Genomic DNA, 320 nt, shown 5'->3' on the forward strand with positions numbered 1-320 from the left:
TTTGATTCCGTAGCTTGAGATTCACTAATTCCTTCAGGTCGGATTTCAATTGTTGCATCTGTCCTTCGATGTCTAATAACGATGTTTGCTCTACTCTGCTGGAAAGTACCGATTCAATATTGGCTTTCAACGTCTTCATGAATCCTTTCTTATTCTCATACATCCGATTGAACAATCGTACAAACGCGGAATGTAAAACTTGTTCATCGACTGATTTGGCATCACATGCTGCTTTACCTTTATTGACATACGTTTTGCATTGCCATACCACTTTTTTGGATGGGTTATTGCTGTTCCAGGTTCGGCGTTTAAAAATGGCT

At 39.4% G+C, this 320-nt stretch carries 1 pseudogene; it reads right to left on the reverse strand.

Going from position 1 to position 320, the window contains the following annotated elements:
* Nucleotides 1-271 (reverse strand): annotated as a pseudogene (locus L696_RS0124050) (recombinase family protein); the annotation flags it as partial.
* Between the last annotated feature and the right edge of the window lie 49 nt (nt 272-320).

The sequence above is a fragment of the Paenibacillus maysiensis genome (genome assembly GCF_000520815.1).
In the GTDB taxonomy this organism is placed as follows: Bacteria; Bacillota; Bacilli; order Paenibacillales; family Paenibacillaceae; genus Paenibacillus; species Paenibacillus maysiensis.